The sequence below is a fragment of the Paenibacillus sp. FSL K6-2862 genome (assembly GCF_038005125.1).
In the GTDB taxonomy this organism is placed as follows: Bacteria; Bacillota; Bacilli; order Paenibacillales; family Paenibacillaceae; genus Paenibacillus; species Paenibacillus illinoisensis_A.
Genome location: NZ_JBBOSN010000001.1, coordinates 4,090,900 through 4,107,080, shown reverse-complemented (window position 1 = coordinate 4,107,080; position 16,181 = coordinate 4,090,900). Strand labels below are relative to the sequence as shown.

Below are 16,181 nucleotides of genomic sequence, written 5' to 3'. Positions count from 1 at the left end.
CTGTAGAGAACACCTCTTTGGTTGTCTCTGTTAACTTAGAACTTATATTATCGTAAGGCTTGTTCAAACTCTGTTCGAATCGTTTGCAGCAGCTCAGGCTTCGTTAGCACATCATAAGCTGTTGTGGCAAGTGCTTTTGCACCCAAGATCATGCCATCCAGTGCCCTTTCCTGTAAAGCCAGATCGCGGAATTCGATGGAGTGCAGGGTATGCACCTCATCAACGACCTGAATGTAGGGATGAATTGCAGGACAGCGTAAGGATACGTTACCGATATCCATGGAGCCATGATCATCTCCGCTAACAATCTCGTCTTGAGGAATACCGAGTTCCATGAGGTTTTCACTGAACGTTGCAGATAAAGATTCATTGGTTACCATCTCATCATATGACGTTTCATAATTCGAAGTCACAAGACGACAGCCTGTTTGGAGCGCAGAACCTTCGGCAATTTGTATGACACGCTGCGTTAGTATGTTAAGCTCTTTTCTGGTTGCGGCGCGTACGTAAAATTGGGCTGAAGCGTAGTCGGGAATGATGTTGGCAGCCTGACCACCGCTATTAATAACACCATGGATCCGGACTGTACTTCTCACTTGCTGGCGGAATGCATTAATGCCGTTAAAGGTTTGAATGACGGCATCGAGAGCATTAATCCCTTCATGCGGACTGGCCGCGGCGTGAGAGGATTTCCCGTGGAATTCGAATTGCACGGCATCAATGGCCAGAGAGCTGCCCGATTTCTCATAAGCATAGTAAGGATGGGCCATCAGTGCGACATCACAATCATCAAACAGACCTGCTTCAGCCATTGGAACTTTGGCGCCACGAGTTTCCTCAGCAGGTGTGCCGAAGACTTTTAACGTTCCTCCAACTTCATCCAAAATGGACTTTAGACCGACAGCAGCACCCAGACTCATCATACATATCAGATGATGGCCGCAAGCGTGACCAATCTCGGGAAGTGCATCGTATTCGCATAACAGCGCTATGGTTGGTCCTTTTTTGGCAGCAGCGTAGGTGCCGATAAAAGCCGTATCCAATCCAAGTACGGGAGCTTCTACTTCAAAACCGTGAAATATCAGTTCTTCCTTTAAACGGGCAGAAGCAAGGTATTCCTCGTTCCCGAGTTCGGGATTGGCACCAATGTATGATGAAATCTCCTTAAAACGGGAAGCATATTGATCAATAACCGACAAAATTTGTGATTTGGTATGTGTCATCGTGAACTCCTTCGTGCAAAATGAAAATAATTTAGTCATTATATCATGTTTGCTTGGTTTTTTCAGAAACAAGTCAGGATTTGTAAGTTGAAAACTCATTGCATAATCATGCATTGTACTTTATAATGACTCAGGCATCAACATGAGGAAGCACATAATGTATGTAAGGGGAGAACAGGGTTGAAATTGATTAGTCGTTACACCATGATGCTGTTGACCTTTGTCGTTTTATTGACGGCTGCCGTTCCTTCGGCGCTGGCAAGTGGAACTACAGGCACTTCAGACAGTAAAAAATTGGTTCTCGGCACGAGTGCCGACTTTGCACCATATGAATTCCATAAAGTGATTAATGGCAAGGATGAGATTGTCGGATTCGATATTGCCATTGCCAAAGAGATTGCTGCCGATTTGGGCGTAGAACTTGTAATAGAAGATATGGGTTTCGACGGCCTGCTGCCTGCATTGCAGAGTGGACGCGTGGATATTGTTATTTCAGGCATGACACCGACAGAGGACCGCAAGAAAAGTATCGACTTCTCCGATACCTACTATAAATCGAAACAAGTCATCATGGTTCGCAATGAGGATAAAGACAAATACCCAACCATGGCTGAACTGGAAAATGAAAAGATCGGAGCACAAAAAGGTTCGATCCAGGAAACAATCGGACAGAAGATTCCTGGAGCTAAGCTGACGTCTCTTGATAAAATCTCGGACATAGTGCTTCAACTGCAAACTAAACGGATCAACGCTGCAATCGTTGAAGATACCGTTGCCGCAGGATACCTGGATGATATGATCGGACTTGCGCCTGCTGTTCCGGATGAAGAGCAGGTAGCAGCAGCGATCGGTATCCGCAAAGGCAATACGGAATTGCTGAATGCCGTTAATGGTACGCTTGAACGACTGAAGAGCGAAAATAAAATTGATCAGATGGTAACGGAAGCCAGTCAATTAATGGCAGACCGTGAGGTCAAATCGCCAAATATTTTTGAAGTATTCTGGCAATACAAAAGCTTTTATGCTACGGGGGTTGGTTATACCCTCCTATTGTCCGCACTTGGCGTAATTTTCGGGGTAATTATCGGTTTGATCATTTGCATGTTCCGGATGCATGATATGGCCATTTTACGTTGGATTGGTACGGCATATGTTGAAGTCATTCGCGGGACGCCGATGCTGGTTCAACTGATGATTATCTATTATGGCCTTTCCCTGACCTTCGGTATTAATTTCTCAGCTCTTCAAGCCGGTATTATCACACTCTCCATCAACAGTGGTGCTTACCTTGCAGAGATCTTCCGTGCTGGGATTCAAGGGGTTGACCGGGGTCAACTGGAAGCAGCACGTTCGCTTGGGATGGGTAGAGGCGCGGCAATGAGATTTATTATTTTGCCACAGGCTTTCAAAGCTGTACTGCCTGCCATCGGTAATGAATTCGTAACCATTATCAAGGAATCATCCATTATCTCGGTCATTGGTATGGTTGATATCATGTATCAGGCAAGTGTAGTCAAAAACATTACGTACCAAGGAATGAATCCGTTCCTTATTGCAGCAGCCATATACTTTGTATTGACATTTATTTTGTCCAAGCTGCTGGGTCGACTGGAAAGGAAGTTGAGTGCAAGTGATAGACGTTAGACAACTATACAAATCCTACGATAAAAACGAAGTACTTAAAGGCATAGATGTCACGATTGGCAAGGGCGAGGTCGTTGTTGTAATTGGTCCTTCAGGATCAGGCAAAAGTACTTTCCTTCGCTGTCTTAACTTGTTGGAGCAGCCTACTTCAGGTGAAATTAATTTCGAAGGCGTATCGATCACAGATCCCAAACACAACATTAATGCAACCCGGGAAAAAATGGGGATGGTGTTCCAGCACTTTAATCTGTTTCCGCATAAAACCGTGGAGCAAAACATTACCATTGCCCCGATTAAAGTCAAAAAGCAATCTGCACAGGAAGCCAAGCAGATCGCCACAGACTTGCTCAAAACCGTTGGGTTATTGGATAAAAAAGATGCTTATCCGAGTCAGCTGTCTGGTGGACAGAAGCAGCGGATTGCCATTGCCAGAGCGCTTGCGATGCAGCCGCATGTGATGCTGTTTGACGAGCCAACGTCTGCACTTGACCCGGAAATGGTTGGTGAAGTACTCGACGTTATGAAACGCCTGGCTGAAGGCGGCATGACGATGGTTATTGTTACCCACGAAATGGGCTTTGCCCGTGAAGTGGGTGATCGCATCATCTTTATGGATGGCGGTGTAATTGTGGAAGAGGGCACACCGGATGAAGTATTTGGTCAACCTAAGAATCCACGTACACGTGACTTCCTCGGTAAAGTCTTGTCATAACCTTTGAGCATGATCCAGTCAGTGAACCGGATTAAATAGAACGAACAAAAAAAGAAATCAAACAACCTTGCTCACGTCACGTTAGCAGGGTTTTTTTTTTGATTGTGGATAAGTATCCAGTGTCGTAAAAGTAACGTTTCTGTCATCGTTCCAGAGCTGCTTGATCGCTCTTTAACAAGAAAAATCCTTATTTCTAAAGCCGCATAATGTGTTGTTCAATACAGTTGGTAACATTTACTACGGACCTTGGTTACAAAATTGTGATATATTGTTCCTGCCGAAACTTCCTGAGGAGGAAGTGTGGAGGATGTAATGATGCAGACCGTGGGGGGAAGTTTGAAACGCACGCTGCTTGGGGTGAATTAGGGATACATAACGCAAGACGAATGTAACAGAGACCTATAGGGTGGTTTCCTCCATCCGAATCCGACAACTAACTTCGCAGGCACAATGAGGGAGGAAGACCATGATTAAGAAGAGAACTATAGCCAAAACAGCAACAGCCCTATTGACAGCAGCAATGCTCATTCAGGCCGTTCCAGCTCACGCTGATTCTGTTCACGTGGCCAAAGAGGGGGATACCTTCTATACCTTATCGAAACAATATGGAGTTGGACTGAACACACTGGTTAAAGCAAACAGTGATATTTCACCTTACAACATTTATGGTGGTTTGAAAATTACGATTCCTGGAAAAGCAAACACAGCCTCAGCTGCTCCAGCTGCGAAGAGCTCTACAGGTGCAAAGACGATTACGACCGCTAGCCTTGATGTAAATGCTGACGATAAAGTCGTTGAGGCCTGGGGCAAAACGTTTGATTATAGTAAGTCCATTGATGTGAAAGCAACAGCATACTCTGCAGCCGCTTCCGAAAATGGTGGATGGGGTGCTGTTGATTACTTCGGTAATCCACTTGAACTCGGCACGATTGCAGTAGACCCTAGTGTCATCCCACTGGGTACAAAGGTTCTTGTTACGGGTCACTCCCATCCGGGGCTGCCTAAGCAGGCATTTGTGGCTACTGCCCGGGATGTCGGTGGAGCGATCAAAGGGAAACGAATTGACATTTTCATTCCTGGGAGCCAGAAGTCTGTGAGTACCTTTGGTTTTCAGGACGTTGAACTTTATATCTTGAAATAAGTATCAGTGCTACAAAAGGGTGCCTTTATTACACGATGAACGCGTAATAAGGGTACCCTTTGTCTTTATTAAAACGCGCAAGATTGTTAATTCATAACTTATGTGTTTCCTCTACTAAGCCGAGTATTATTTGCTTTTTGGCAATTGCAGCATCTCGTCCAAAGTCACCAGATTGAAGCCCCTGCATCGCAGTTCATCTATAATCTCCGGAAGTGCTCCAATGGTACCGGACAGATTGGAGCCCACGCCTCCGCCCGCATGTTGAAGAATGATGGAGCCTGGTTTGACTGCAGATAAGACATTCTGCTTCACTTGTTCTTTGCTAAGGCCTTTCCAATCCAGCGAATCCACATTCCAATTGACGATGCTGTATTGCTGTCTTGCGGCCCATTGCAGCTGTTTTTCATTAATATCCCCGTATGGAGGACGAATCATTTTTGGTGTATACCCGGTCAGTTTACGAATAATGTCGCCGGTATGTAGAATTTGTTTGCGAAAAGCATTCAAAGACAGCTTACTGAATTCAGGGTGGTTGTAACTGTGGTTCCCAACAATGTGACCTTCCCTAACGATCCGTCTGACGAGGTCGGGATGTTTCTCTGCCCGGTTGCCAACAATAAAGAAAGTCGCTTTAACATTATATTTCTTTAAAATATCCAATACCTGCGGAGTGAAGCGCGGATCAGGTACATCATCAAAAGTCAGTGCTACCTGTCTGGTTGAAGGACCATTGGTCTTGAACGTATCGGCATATTTCTGCCTTAGCTGACCGAGTGTCAGCTGTTCATCCTCAGATAGATCCGGCTTTGCAGCAGGCATGCTCTCTCGAACGGGTTTTGCCAGCAGTTGTCCAGGTGAATAGCTTCCACTCATAAAGATAAGGATCAACATGGAGAATGCGATGAGGCGAATACGCATGATATAGCCTCCTTTGTCAAATTGCGTTCTCTTTGGTATGCCCGTGTTGATGGTCCATTATGCATAAATGTGAGATGTTTCATTGTCCAATTCAGTCATTAAGCTCATAATTCCACCATTACATATACTCCAAAAGGATGGGTGGATTAGGATGGGTACGTATGATTTGAAATCGGTTCGTTTGCAGGTCATTGAAGCTGGAGAAGATAAGATATTTTTGGTCACGGGTGGGAAAGCTCATATAGGGGCTGTGGCGACCTTTTATCCGGAAAGAGAACGCGTGGTGGGGACGGCAGTCCATATACCGGGGCATAAGGAACAGGAATTGTGTGAGCGTCTTGCACGTAAGGCCGCAAATTCTCTTAAGGTGACTGTAACCGTTATTATGGGGATTCATTTTGACGCCATTACACGTGTACAGATTGATGAGATCGTACAGACGGCGGAAAAGCTGCTCGATGATCATTTAACCCTGGCGAATGATACAAAATAGTATATTTTGGGTGAATCTGAATCGTGTTTTATGATTTTTTTTGGTAAAATTGAAACGGGATGAAGGTTACCACGTATGTATGATTATATACAAGATGTAAATCGACTAGGAGGAATACCATAATGTCCATTTTCAAACGTTTGCGTGATTTAACGATGTCTAACATTAATGCCATTATTGACAAGGCAGAAGATCCAATCAAAATGACGGATCAATATATCCGTGATATGCAGGAAGATCTGGAAGATGCAGAGAAGGCTGTTGCTCAACAAATCGCGATTGAGAAAAAATTCAAGCAGCTGTTCGAGGAACAGGAAGCATTGGTGAAGAAACGTGAGGAGCAAGCTCATACCGCAGCACGTGCACAGAACATGGAGCTGGCGCGCCGGGCTCTGGAAGAGAAAAAAGCTGCTGAAGTAAAAATGGCAGAATACAAAACAAGCTATGATCAGAACAAGGCTTCGGCAGACAATCTGCGCGGCAAGCTGGATGAAATGCGCAAGCAATTGACACAAATGAAAAACAAGCGTGAAACGTTGGTAGCGCGTTATAATGCAGCAAAAGCACAAACCGAAATCAACAAAGCGTTGAATGGATTCAGCTCCGATACAGCGAGTGCTGGCATGAAACGTATGGAAGAGAAAATGATGCAAATGGAAGCACAGGCTGAAGCAAGCAACGAGATGTCTTCCAAAGGAAAATCACTTGATGAAGAGTTCGAGAAACTCGGCAAGGATCAGGCCGTTGAAGATGAACTGGCGGCACTCATGAAGCAGTACGAAAATAAGAACTAAACCTTGCATCTTAAGCAGGGTTCCTAGCGGAGGAGAGACAGCGTTTCTCCTTCGCTTTTAAATGCGGTTCATGTTGATAAGTGGGGGCTGTGTAAATGGATTTGAACATTTTGGCGATGCTGGTCTGGACATTATCTGGTTCGGTTTTGCTTTTTGTTTTGATGTATGTGGATTCATTGTTTACGAAGTATAAGGATTTTGCGGAAGTTAAGGCAGGGAACATGGCAGTTACAACACGGATGGTCATGAAGCTGTTTGCTCAAGGCTATGTGCTTGCCACTTCGATTTCGACAGCGGGTCATCTGGGTGAAGCGTTGCTTGTATCCGTTGTTTCGTTTGTCATCCTGCTTATTCTGGAAAGCGTTGTGCATTTTATGATTCGCACGTGGGCCAATCTCGATTTGGACACAGGAATTCAGCAAGGGAAGACAGGATATGGCTTGTTCTCCGGTGCCTTGCACATCGTGGGCGCATTAATTATTGCAGCTTGTTTATAAGATAACGAACGGGAGTAATGGGTATGAGTGTATGGAAACGGATTAAAGGAATACTAGCCAAACCCGAACCACCACGAGCAGAGAAAACCATGCTGGACCTTGAGCCTGGAGATATCTGTGAGGTCTCGCTCGTTACGTATGAAGTCGTGGGGCGGGTGCAGCATCGTGCCCGAAGAGCGGTGGTGCTAACACTGCAAGACGGTACAACGTTTAGACATCTGCATGTAGAAGAAAGAGAATTGACACGTTATTCCCTCTATACGCCAATTGATGGGCGTCTTGACGCACCAGACGAAGTACCAACCTTACTTGATCTGGACGGACGCGCGTATCATCTGGAGGAAGAATATGGAGGAATGGTTACCACTGCCGGCAGGACACCTTATGGTCAGGCTGGAGAGCAATTGGTTTGGCAGTACCAGTCCGATGATAACATGCTTCTGCGTGTGGAATGGCAAGACAGAAGATTTACTCTGTATGAAGGTGAGTCCATTCTTCCTGCGGATATCAAAGTGATTCGTTCGAGCTAGGAGAGGTTCCAATGAAAAAGCGCATGGCACTTGGATTAAAATTAATGCTGGTCCTCAGCCTTGTCATGTCCCTGTTGTCCGCGTGCGGGATGCCTTCCGTTCAGGACACTTATCCGCTTGAGTCTGTAAGTGGCAGTGGCAATACGACATCCTATGTGTATCGGGCTGCTGATCGTTCTGTTCCGGAAGTCGCTCAGGAGTTATCCGAACAGCGCAAACCTGATCAGATCTCGGCGGAAAACGAAGAGCGGATGTTCCTGGTGTATCAGGACCAGTATTATCATTTGCAGCAGGACCCGAACAAGAAGGAAGATACCTTAATTGAGGTGGATTCCAAGGAATACGTACGCCAGAATTATGATTCTTCCTTTTTACAGGGGTATTTGACCGCAACGCTCATTGGCAATTTGTTTGATTCCTTTGGCGGTAGCGGATACGGAAAGTACAGAGGGTACACCGATCGTGATACGTACAAACCGAATCAAGGTACTTATCGTGCACCAACAAACAATGACAAAAAGGCAGCTCCGCCCATCACGGTTGACCGAAAAGGATCCATTACCCGGCGGGGAGGAGACACCGATACGAGTGTAGGTTCAGGCGGTGGATTGTTTAGCCGTAAAAAGGAACCGAGCACCGGTACCGTCGAACGTAACAAGAGTGGTGGATTGTTTAATTCACCAAAGAGCTCTTATAAGAAGCCCAAAACAAGGGTAGGCGGCGGGCGAATCATGAGGCGAAGGTAAAGATGAGATTTGCCAGCCTGGAGAGTATATAGAGAACAGCCACAAGGTAAGGCAGAATGAACCCTGCCATGCGAAAGCTCACCTTGTGGCTGTTCTTTTTGTTTTATAGTAGGAAGTATAGATTTCATTAAGATCTGCGAACATGATTGGATTTACGTGTCCGGGGAATGGTGGAAGGTGGTTGTTTGCGAATCCAGCGAACAAAAGGGGCCATTCGTTCATTCTCTCGCAGTGCCTGAAGTTCTGTTAATTGGAGCCTGATGATATCCTGATTAGTAAATAGCGAATGGATTTGTTTATGACACGGGATACATAGATCAGCAGTAGGCATGAAAGTACCGCCCATTTCCTTGGGCGTGAGATGATGAACTGTTGTTTCCACAGGCTCTCTACCGCATAATTCGCATCGGTTGCTCATATCTACTCCTCCGTTCTCATCCCTATTATGGGCATAAGCTCACAGTTTCATGTTACCCGCGAGCGAGTACTTGTCACACCCCTGCTTTCACGCTACACTTTCATAAACAAGTTCTGTCCCAAGGAGGTCCGTTCCATTTTGAAAATCAATACACATTCAGATGATATGACAAGTCCCAAATTCAACCGTACAGCCGTTCAGGTCGAAGCTGCTCAGGCCAAAATATCTCCTCATGTTACTAAAGCTTCAATTGAAAAAGTAACGCTGGAATCAGCGCATGGACGAACGCTTGCTGAAACGATCCATGCCCCGCATCCTTATCCTTTTTTCCGTAGATCAGGTATGGATGGTTATGCGATTGTCAGCAGTGACACAACCCATGCGTCCAGCGATCAACAGATCTGGCTGCGAGTCGTTGATGAAATTCCATGTGGATACACGTCAAATATATCCATTACTTCAGGTACGACCGCGCGAATAATGACAGGTGCACAAGTGCCTGAAGGGGCAGATGCCGTTGTTATGCTGGAGATGACCGAAAGCAGGGAACAGGATGGAGAACAATGGATTGCATTGAAGCGTCATATCCAGCCCAATGCCAATATAACGCCAATTGGATTGGAAGTTCAGGAAGGTGAGCTGCTGCTTGAAGCCGGCACGATCATCCAGGCAGGAGAACAATCCGTATTGGCTACTTTTGGTGTGGCCAATGTACCGGTGTTTAGACGTCCAAAAGTCGCCATTTTTGCAACGGGAACGGAATTGCTGGAGGTGGACGAGCCTTTGCAGCCGGGACGCATTCGTAACAGCAACAGTCATATGCTCCGATCCTTGGTCGTGGAGGCAGGGGGAGAACCTGTGATGTATGGATCCATAGCCGATGATGTGGATACGGCTCGTGCTAAACTGGCAGAAGCAGTCGAGCATAACGATATCGTTGTGACCACAGGGGGCGTATCGGTTGGAGATTATGACATTATGGGAGATCTGGTACGGGAAGGCAACAAGGAGATGCTGTTTAATAAAGTAACGATGCGACCAGGAAGTGTTACGACAGCAGCGGTTGTTAGCGGTAAGTTACTATTTGCCCTATCCGGTAACCCCGGAGCTTGTTTTGTAGGATTCGGACTGTTCGTACGGCCTACCATTCGTATGATGCAAAACGATGCACGGCCTTATTTGGAAGAGTGGACAGCGACATTGGATCAAGAATATACAAAAGTGAACAATTTTACGCGATTCGTACGGGGGCGCACAGAGATCCGGAATGGGAGGGTATATGCGAAGCCTGCTGCGTCACGAGTGGATGAGTCCAGCGTCATGATTACGATCAAGGACAGTGATTGTCTGATCATCATTCCGCCTGACAAGAAAGGGATTGCTGCAGGAGAACAAGTGCGCATACTCAAGCTGCCAAGTGGACAGGTGAGGTAGGGCTCATGGTCAACAAGAGAACACTTCCACACATTGTGCAGATCGTGGGATACAAAAATACGGGGAAAAGCACCTTAACTGCAGAGCTCACGAGCTATCTTTCTTCGGAAGGGTTACGGGTTGCCGTCATAAAGCATGATGGACACGATCATTTCCAGATGGATCATGAAGGAACAGATTCATATCGTTTCAATCAGGCGGGAGCCTCCGCCGTGGTTGTAATGTCGGAGAAGCGAACGGCTGTCATCGAGCAGCAGCCAACCAGTCTGGAGACGATGCTGAGTCGTCTATCGGAATATGACTGGATTCTGATTGAAGGATACAAAGCGGCACCCTACCCCAAACTGGTGATGATTCGTGAAGAACAGCATGTGGCGATACTTCAAAAGCTAGAGGGAGTGATGGCAGTTGTTTCCTGGTTTCCGAGAGAAACCTTGCATTCAGCGGGGAGTGAACCTGATCTGAAAAGCGAGGTAGTTTGGCACTCTGTGCAGAAACCAGAACTTATTGCACGATGGTTGCTGGAACATGTGAATATAGAGCAGTCGTGAGCCGAGAAGAATTTGGTGTGATCAAAAGAATAATGCAGTTTCATTTCAGCAAACTCCACCGTATTCGTTACCATAGAAAAGCTGAATAATCGGAAAAACAGCGGATATTCTTACTGATTATCAGTAAAAAGTATCCGCTGTTCGATTGGCATGGGAGTCTCCTATGAACCCGTACCTTCTGAACGACGCTCAATGGCTTCAGACATCGTTTTGTCAGTAAGATGTGCATAGATTTCGGTCGTTTCTGTCGAGGCGTGTCCAAGCTGTTCCTTTGTTTTATAGATATCATTTTGCAGGTAATAGTCTGTTGCAAAGGAATGCCGCAGCTTATGCACCGTCAGATACGGTTTGCCAAAACATTTGGCATATTTCATAATCATGGCCTGAATGGCTCGTTTGGTCATTCGACTGCCTTCAGACTCACCGTTACGAAGCGCAATGAATAATCCTTTTTCCCGTTTGGGCGTGCGATACCTTGATTGCCGGAGCTGCATGTAGTTGGCTAGTTCATCCTTGGCCTGCTCCCTGAAATATACGGGTGTTTTGAACGTTTCATCGTTGTTACCTTTGCGGTAAACATATAACAGTTTATTATTCAAATCCAGATCATCGACATTCAGGTTAACCACTTCGGATACCCGTAGTCCGGAATTGAGAATAAGACTGGCGATGCATGCATCCCGTTCTTTGTTGAGTTCATGGGAGTACAGAGCTTGTTTGTTTTTTTGCATGTCGACTGCATATCCTTCGAGGATATATCCGATGAACTCAAGCAGCTCCTCATCCTCTAATAGTTTCCCTTTGAGCTTCGCCGCGGTGTCCTTTGGCTTGTGTGTGCGTTTGATCTCAATCTTGGCCATAATATTTCGTTTCAGCAGCGGATAGAAATCTTCATCTTCGGCAATTTGGCTCAAATAATGAAAGAGGGAGCGCAGAGAGGACAGTTTGCGGGATACCGTAATTCTCGAATTGGCTCCTTCGCGTTTAGTAGCGAGGAACAAGCGGAACGAGGTTACCGAATCCATCCGTAATACTTCCAGTTCAGTTAACGTCACTTCCCGGTTAGACTCAGCCTGGGACAATCCTTCAGCACGCAGCCAACTGAAAAAAGTATCATAGTCCCTTAAGTATTCCAGCAGGGTAGAGGGTGATAAATCGGGCAGCTTATAATCTATGAATTGCTGAACGAACCAAGGCATGGAAGGCAGTTTGTCATCCAGCTTGCGTCGATCAATCTCTTTTTGCACATTGGTCAAGTTCGGCACCTCCTGGTTAAATCTTCTTCAAATCGTCTATGTCCTAGTGTACCATAATTTGCTTGGTCACAGCCTGTTCACGGAATAGTGCAGAGGAGGGCTGTATTCTTGCCCTTCGCCTTACAAACCTTTAAAGTAACTAGTATAAGTTAAGCAGAGGAGGTGAACCGGATGAATATGCAAATCGAGCTGGTTCCCCGGGAACGGAGTCAGGTAATTCGGCATTTAATGCAGTTTTATCTATATGATTTTACAAAATATTTGAATATCGATGTGGACAGCAATGGCATTTTTCCGGAATACCCCGGTTTGGAAGCATTTTGGGAGGAGGAAGGGCGTAAATTTGCTTTTCTTATCACGTGTGATGGAGCCCCGGCCGGTTTTGCACTGGTGGAACGCTTCGAGCCTGGCAGCAAGGATAACGATTATTATTTGACCGAGTTCTTTGTCATGCAAAAATATCGGCGGAGCGGAATAGGGACTCAAGCGGCACACGAGCTGTTTCATCGTTTTCCGGGAAGATGGAAAGTAACGCAGGTGCGCAACAATGTGATCGCTCAGGCATTCTGGAGGAAAGTAATCGGAGCCTATACAGGAGGAAGATTTCGTGAGAAATTTCATCCGGAACTTGGTAACCCGAGCCAGTTTTTTGTAACGTAACAGAAGGGGAAGAACTAATCGACTGTCATTCATACATATTGGATTGAATTAGGAGCGTGTGACACGATTAGATCCTATTTGTCATTTGGAAGGACAGTGGATCACTTTTCTTATACGCATTTTAAATGTTTATTGGATAAATAGATCTAAAGTGGGTGTGATGTTCGTCTGACGGGTAATAACCCATAGAGTTGTCAATCTTTCATACGTTGTACCTATATTAACGAAGTCGGAGGAATCAATCATGGAACTGCGCGAATATGGAAACACAGGCATGAAAGTAAGCACGCTCGGATTTGGCGGATCTGAAATCGGAAGCAACGTATCCAAACAAGACGTGGAAACACTCCTGAATACCGCTTTGGATGCCGGATTGAATGTTATTGATACCGCCGAATGTTATGGGGACAGTGAGGAACTGATTGGGGAAGTACTTTCGCATCGGCGTGATGACTATTATTTGTTTACCAAATGTGGACATGCTGCCGGTGTAGATGGACCTGACTGGGACGCCAAGGTGCTGGAGCAAACGATTGACCGCAGCCTGAGAAGACTCAAAACGGAGTATGTGGATGTCATTCATTTGCATAGCTGTTCTGAAGAAGTTCTCCGGCAAGGGGCGGTAATTGAAGTGCTGCAGCGAGCCAAGGAAGCCGGAAAGACCAGGTTTATCGGGTACAGCGGGGACACAACGGACGCGTTGTACGCGATTGAAACCGGGGTGTTCGACAGTTTAGAAACTTCGCTAAATATTGCTGACCAGGAAGCGATTGATCTGACATTGCCTGAGGCGAGAAAAAGAAACATGGGTGTCATTGCCAAACGACCGATTGCCAATGCAGCTTGGACGTTTGACACGCTCCCCGAAGATGCCTATCCATTCGTATATTGGAGACGGTTGCAGGAGCTGGGCTACGGTTTTCTTGCAGGTAATGATGTGCAAAGCGCGGTCGAAACGGCCCTTCGTTTCACGTTAAGTACGGAGGGAGTCGATACGGCTATTGTTGGAACAACGAAGCCGAACCGGTGGCAGCAAAATGCTGATCTGATCGCAAAAGGCGCTCTTCCGCAGGAATTGTACGATGAAATCAGGACAAGATGGAAGGAAGTTGCCGGAGCGGATTGGACCGGACGTACGTAATTGAAGAATGGAGCGAACGGTTCGACAGAGAGCTGTCGATTTTTGAAAGCCGCCCGAGGGCGGCTTTTTTTAATGGAATCCAAGCATCATAGCTAAAGGAGACATGCATAAACCCGCGGAACAATTATAAAAACAGAATTAGTATGACATTTATAATATAATTTCAACATATGAAAAATTCACAATAATGAACACTCATCATGTATCTGCACCGGATATAGATATATTGTATGGCTGTGACGAGGAAAAGAGAGGGGATCAAGCCTAAACGTAAAAAGTCAAGACCGTTTTCCAAATAAAATGTACCTCTAAAAAGTCCACGGGCCGTATAATAGAATTCATACATATGTTTATAAGAACATGTAAAATCAGGAGTGGTCAACAAGGGGGAACAGCATGGCTTCACAGTTAAAACAAATTCATCCACTGGCGTGGACGATTATCGTTGGTACCATCTTTGGACGTATGGCGACTTCCATGAGCATTCCGTTTCTGTCCATCTATTTGACACAGCAGATGGGGGCGTCGCCAACCCAGACAGGCATAATCGTGGCCGTGAGCGCGCTCGTCGGTGTTTTTGCCAGTTTCTACGGTGGATACATCTCTGACCGGATTGGACGTAAAAAAGTGTTGTTCATGTCGGTATTTGGCTGGGCGCTCGTATTTATTGGGTTTGCTCTATCGGACGAGATCTGGCTGTTCTTTATCATGAATGCACTCAACGGCATTTGCCGGGCGTTATTTGAACCGACATCCAGGGCGTTGTTATCGGATATCACACCACCGTCAAGCAAGCTGCTTGTATTCAATCTGAGGTATGCAGCGATAAATCTGGGTGTTGTGTTCGGACCGCTGCTAGGCCTGTATTTGGGATTATCGGATTCCAATTTGTCCTTTCTGGTCGCTGGAGGAGTATACATAGCTTACGGTATTCTATTAATTGTTCAGTTTATTCTTCATCCTCTGAAGCAGGACGGGCAGAGCACGGGGACAACGGAGCCGATCCGTTTGAAACAAGCATTCCGCATAACAAGTGGGGATCCTGTCTTTATGTTTGTTTTGATTGGAACCATCTTTTGTGTGCTCGGGTACGGACACTTTAGCTCGACGCTACCTCAGTTCATGGCGATTAACCCGAATATGACTGATGGTGCGAAATGGTTTGGATACATGCTTTCTTTAAACGCAGTGGTTGTTCTCGCCGTTCAATTTCCGGTGGTTCGTATCGCGAGTCGCTTTCCACCTGTAGTGCCGCTCATAACAGGCAATATTATGGTATCTGTCAGTCTGCTGCTGTTTGGGTTGGCACAAAGCCCATGGATGCTGGTGGCGGCAGTTGTCATTTTTACGGTAGGAGAAGTACTCATGTTTACGCTGATGGATGTTCTGGTGGATCGGGTTGCGAAACCGGAACTGAAAGGCACATATTTCGGCATGATCGGATTCAACAATCTGGGCAATGTCAGTGCTCCAATCCTGGGGGGCTTTTTGCTCGACAGCTTCGGGGCTAACCAACCAATGCTTGTATTTGCACCTATTGCGATCAGTGCTGTATGCGGAGTTCCTTTTTTATGGATAGCACATCAGCGCCTACAGGCAAGGGAACAGCAACGAACGAAGGAAAACGCAATGGAAAACTAGTAGGATGCGTATTTATAAAAATTCAAGAACCTTCAAATCACTTTTGAGTCCGAAGGTTCTTTTTTTGCTATATAACTATAATATTTCAACATATGAAAAATTCACAATAATAAAACCATTTTCCGTACCTTGTTACGACCTACAATTAAGCTGCACTTACGCTCCCGAAATGTTAAAACGAACATCATTATCCATGAGTAAAAGTCAAGAAAAATATTCGAGAGTCTAACGAAAGTAGAATGAAAGTAGATTGTACCCATATTTTGGAATTTAAATAACGTCATTGATGGGTGTCATGATAATGCCGCATCCGTGGCTTTTTTTGTAGTTCATGTTCAGTTCATATGGATGACACGGGCAGTACATTTTCCTTAAGTACACT

The 16,181-nt window shown here is 45.7% G+C and carries 17 protein-coding genes and 1 riboswitch; of the genes, 13 read left to right on the top strand and 4 right to left on the bottom strand.

All coding sequences use genetic code 11. The annotated features are described in order from the left end of the window. Positions 1-47 precede the first annotated feature (47 nt). Complete coding sequence (locus MHB82_RS18380; RefSeq protein ID WP_341175544.1) at positions 48-1,223, bottom strand: M20 family metallopeptidase; 1,176 nt, start codon at positions 1,221-1,223, stop codon at positions 48-50. 204 nt (positions 1,224-1,427) lie between these two features. On the opposite strand from MHB82_RS18380, the gene MHB82_RS18375 reads away from it, so the two are divergent. The 3 genes from MHB82_RS18375 (at position 1,428) to MHB82_RS18365 (ending at position 4,720) form a co-directional block, all read left to right on the top strand. Next, positions 1,428-2,867, top strand: a complete 1,440-nt coding sequence (locus tag MHB82_RS18375; protein WP_375335159.1) for an ABC transporter substrate-binding protein/permease — start codon at positions 1,428-1,430, stop codon at positions 2,865-2,867. After that, entirely contained in the window at positions 2,854-3,579 is a 726-nt protein-coding gene (locus MHB82_RS18370; RefSeq protein WP_176475922.1) for an amino acid ABC transporter ATP-binding protein, read from the top strand. Before MHB82_RS18375 ends, MHB82_RS18370 begins: the two co-directional genes overlap by 14 nt. A 265-nt stretch (positions 3,580-3,844) precedes the next feature. After that, positions 3,845-4,043, top strand: a riboswitch (cyclic di-AMP (ydaO/yuaA leader). Between the two features lie 2 nt (positions 4,044-4,045). Then, entirely contained in the window at positions 4,046-4,720 is a 675-nt protein-coding gene (locus MHB82_RS18365; RefSeq protein ID WP_341175543.1) for a 3D domain-containing protein, read from the top strand. A 126-nt stretch (positions 4,721-4,846) separates the two neighbouring features. On the opposite strand, the gene MHB82_RS18360 is transcribed toward MHB82_RS18365, so the two are convergent. Then, positions 4,847-5,638, bottom strand: a complete 792-nt coding sequence (locus MHB82_RS18360; protein WP_095357415.1) for a polysaccharide deacetylase family protein — start codon at positions 5,636-5,638, stop codon at positions 4,847-4,849. A 151-nt stretch (positions 5,639-5,789) separates the two neighbouring features. Between MHB82_RS18360 and lpdD the strand changes: the two genes are divergently transcribed. The 5 genes from lpdD (at position 5,790) to MHB82_RS18335 (ending at position 8,698) form a co-directional block, all read left to right on the top strand. Further along, positions 5,790-6,131, top strand: coding sequence for a prenylated flavin chaperone LpdD (gene lpdD, locus MHB82_RS18355; RefSeq protein ID WP_095357416.1), 342 nt, complete (start codon positions 5,790-5,792; stop codon positions 6,129-6,131). 122 nt (positions 6,132-6,253) lie between these two features. Continuing rightward, entirely contained in the window at positions 6,254-6,925 is a 672-nt protein-coding gene (locus MHB82_RS18350; protein WP_095357417.1) for a PspA/IM30 family protein, read from the top strand. A gap of 95 nt (positions 6,926-7,020) precedes the next feature. Beyond that, positions 7,021-7,422 (top strand): DUF350 domain-containing protein, encoded by a 402-nt coding sequence (locus MHB82_RS18345; protein ID WP_095286503.1) that lies wholly within the window; start codon positions 7,021-7,023, stop codon positions 7,420-7,422. A gap of 23 nt (positions 7,423-7,445) precedes the next feature. Continuing rightward, positions 7,446-7,952 carry a DUF4178 domain-containing protein gene (locus MHB82_RS18340; RefSeq protein ID WP_095357418.1) on the top strand — a complete coding sequence of 169 codons (507 nt, stop codon included), beginning with the start codon at positions 7,446-7,448 and terminating at the stop codon, positions 7,950-7,952. Between the two features lie 11 nt (positions 7,953-7,963). Beyond that, entirely contained in the window at positions 7,964-8,698 is a 735-nt protein-coding gene (locus tag MHB82_RS18335) for a DUF4247 domain-containing protein (RefSeq protein WP_095357419.1), read from the top strand. A gap of 127 nt (positions 8,699-8,825) precedes the next feature. On the opposite strand, the gene MHB82_RS18330 is transcribed toward MHB82_RS18335, so the two are convergent. Next, positions 8,826-9,116, bottom strand: coding sequence for an HNH endonuclease (locus tag MHB82_RS18330; RefSeq protein WP_095357420.1), 291 nt, complete (start codon positions 9,114-9,116; stop codon positions 8,826-8,828). Between the two features lie 165 nt (positions 9,117-9,281). Between MHB82_RS18330 and MHB82_RS18325 the strand changes: the two genes are divergently transcribed. Continuing rightward, positions 9,282-10,550: a molybdopterin molybdotransferase MoeA gene (locus MHB82_RS18325; protein WP_341176664.1), complete on the top strand. Its 1,269-nt coding sequence runs from the start codon at positions 9,282-9,284 to the stop codon at positions 10,548-10,550. A 5-nt stretch (positions 10,551-10,555) separates the two neighbouring features. Continuing rightward, positions 10,556-11,101: a molybdopterin-guanine dinucleotide biosynthesis protein B gene (gene mobB / locus MHB82_RS18320; protein ID WP_341175542.1), complete on the top strand. Its 546-nt coding sequence runs from the start codon at positions 10,556-10,558 to the stop codon at positions 11,099-11,101. A 161-nt stretch (positions 11,102-11,262) separates the two neighbouring features. Here the strand turns inward: mobB and xerS are convergent, their stop codons facing one another. Further along, entirely contained in the window at positions 11,263-12,357 is a 1,095-nt protein-coding gene (gene xerS, locus MHB82_RS18315) for a tyrosine recombinase XerS (RefSeq protein WP_095357422.1), read from the bottom strand. Between the two features lie 171 nt (positions 12,358-12,528). Here xerS and MHB82_RS18310 point away from each other — a divergent pair, with 171 nt between their 5' ends. The 3 genes from MHB82_RS18310 to MHB82_RS18300 all read left to right on the top strand — a co-directional run bounded on the left by MHB82_RS18310 (position 12,529) and on the right by MHB82_RS18300 (position 15,799). Continuing rightward, complete coding sequence (locus tag MHB82_RS18310; RefSeq protein ID WP_127536748.1) at positions 12,529-13,017, top strand: GNAT family N-acetyltransferase; 489 nt, start codon at positions 12,529-12,531, stop codon at positions 13,015-13,017. A gap of 244 nt (positions 13,018-13,261) precedes the next feature. Continuing rightward, positions 13,262-14,158 carry an aldo/keto reductase gene (locus MHB82_RS18305; RefSeq protein WP_341175541.1) on the top strand — a complete coding sequence of 299 codons (897 nt, stop codon included), beginning with the start codon at positions 13,262-13,264 and terminating at the stop codon, positions 14,156-14,158. A 396-nt stretch (positions 14,159-14,554) separates the two neighbouring features. Beyond that, entirely contained in the window at positions 14,555-15,799 is a 1,245-nt protein-coding gene (locus MHB82_RS18300) for an MDR family MFS transporter (protein ID WP_341175540.1), read from the top strand. The last annotated feature ends 382 nt before the right edge of the window (positions 15,800-16,181 follow it).